Source organism: Sporosarcina obsidiansis (genome assembly GCF_009651005.1).
Classification (GTDB): Bacteria; Bacillota; Bacilli; order Bacillales_A; family Planococcaceae; genus Sporosarcina; species Sporosarcina obsidiansis.
The window spans coordinates 1-1,773 of record NZ_WHVW01000043.1; the positions used below are offsets into that span (position 1 = coordinate 1).

The window sequence follows — 1,773 nt, forward strand, 5'->3', positions numbered from 1 at the left end:
GGCTTCCCCCTGTGAGAGTAAGACGTTGCCAGGCACAAAGCCATTCCCTATGGGGAGTGGCTTTTTTGTGCGTTCAGGGAAAAATAGCTACTGATGCAAAAAGGCGGAGAAAGCGACTGATCTGCAAGTACGTTCTGCCTTCATTTATTATTCAAATAATTAATCGAAATAGGTTACTCCTCCAATCCATTATAGAAGATTTTTATGCTAAATATAAATTAAGGAAAATTAAGTTTATATTCATATAAAATACGATGCTAATGATAATAGATTCTTAAACATGAGGAATATGCTTTTTATTTGTTAATATCTCCCACACGCATAATTTCAATTCAATTTCAAATACTAAGCAAGACGTGAACATATCTTACCCTTGGGAGGCGAAACTATATGGCAAAGGATTCGAATACAAGTTGGAAGAAAGACCATCCAAGTACTTTTTTTAGTAATTCTATTCAAAAGGCGGATCGTTCTGTGAAACAAGCAATGTCACATCCGGAGGAAATGGCAGTTGAGCACGCGTTTAATTCTGTGGAACGTGCAGAAAGTGCCTATTTAAATGCTGAAGAACAAAATGAGCATATGGATACAGTACAACAAAATAAGAAACAGTTGGATTTGATGAAGAAGCAAATTCAAGAAATTAGCAAAGAATTAGATAGCTCTTTTAATGTTGTTATTTTTGAATTAGATAAACAGAACCCTATATGTTAGACATTCAGGATGTTGAATTCGATCAATGACAGCTATCCGATAAGACAGCAGTCGAATCCGATTCCCCGTATTGCTTGCAGGATGGTATTTCACCATTCGTAATGAATAATATGCTTTGAATAAATAAACCGTGGTTATTTAGAAAACTTAAAACTTAATAAAGTTTAATCAATTACTCAACTTTCGCATCAACAAAATAAGCGCTACCCATAGTGAATCTTAAATCTAATACTTATCCCTTATCATGCTTGGCAGCTTTAAATGAAAAAATACCTCGCTATTTGGAGAGAGTGTATGTCTAGAAGACACTGTCACAGATGAGGTGTCCTTATGTATGTATGCTTATTTAAACTAACCAATCAAATTTACAATTCAAAATGTGATGCATCTAACAGATCAGGATTATCCGTATGTGTTGATTATCAATTATTCTGCATATGATCGATACCTACCTGCTCAGTTCCAAAAAACTCAAATCAACGCAATCTCTTTGGAAATTAACAAAAGCACACTGGTGAATGGAGTAGACGCAAGTGATGTCCTGATGAATTCTTGGTTTCATAAATTTAAACCATTACAAGATCAGCAGTTGAATGTGAGTGGGATGGTTAAGAAAACCAAGAAGTGTTATATCGTCAATAGAGTGTGTGTTTCCCTGAAACAGTTCTATAGGCTGTTGCAAACCACCCAGTTAAAGAAAGATTGCCATCGTTCCATGCATATCTTGATAGGCAAATGGCACCCCAGTCAAATTGGTCTTCATGTGAAACTACAACAAGCGAAGTAAATAACTAGCCATCCTCAGTACCGACTGCATCCTGACAAAGCAGGAGATCATTCGAATCAATGAAACGCACTATGATATTGAGGTCTACTTTTTAGACAACCTAATCTCTACTGAAATTGCAAAAAGATTTTTAAGCCATAAGTACAACAAAGTCTGGTGTGGTAGAGCCTATGAAAGTTATTTAGAAAAATTATTGAAAAAGCTTGCAAAGTAATTGAAGCGGTGGTATATTTATAAGCGTCGCATTTGCGAGTAACAAAAACACCATACTT

General features: G+C 35.5%; 2 protein-coding genes. Both read left to right on the forward strand.

The genetic code is table 11. The features are described from left to right. Window positions 1-390: 390 nt before the first annotated feature. Window positions 391-714 carry a hypothetical protein gene (locus GD002_RS17545; RefSeq protein ID WP_153733652.1) on the forward strand — a complete coding sequence of 108 codons (324 nt, stop codon included), beginning with the start codon at window positions 391-393 and terminating at the stop codon, window positions 712-714. 412 nt (window positions 715-1,126) lie between these two features. Continuing rightward, window positions 1,127-1,501 (forward strand): hypothetical protein, encoded by a 375-nt coding sequence (locus GD002_RS17550; protein ID WP_153733653.1) that lies wholly within the window; start codon window positions 1,127-1,129, stop codon window positions 1,499-1,501. Window positions 1,502-1,773 lie beyond the last annotated feature (272 nt).

What these genes read in the sequence shown, in the direction of transcription:
- GD002_RS17545 (WP_153733652.1), top strand. Translation starts at nt 391, where the DNA reads ATGGCAAAGGATTCGAATACAAGTTGGAAGAAAGACCATCCAAGTACT.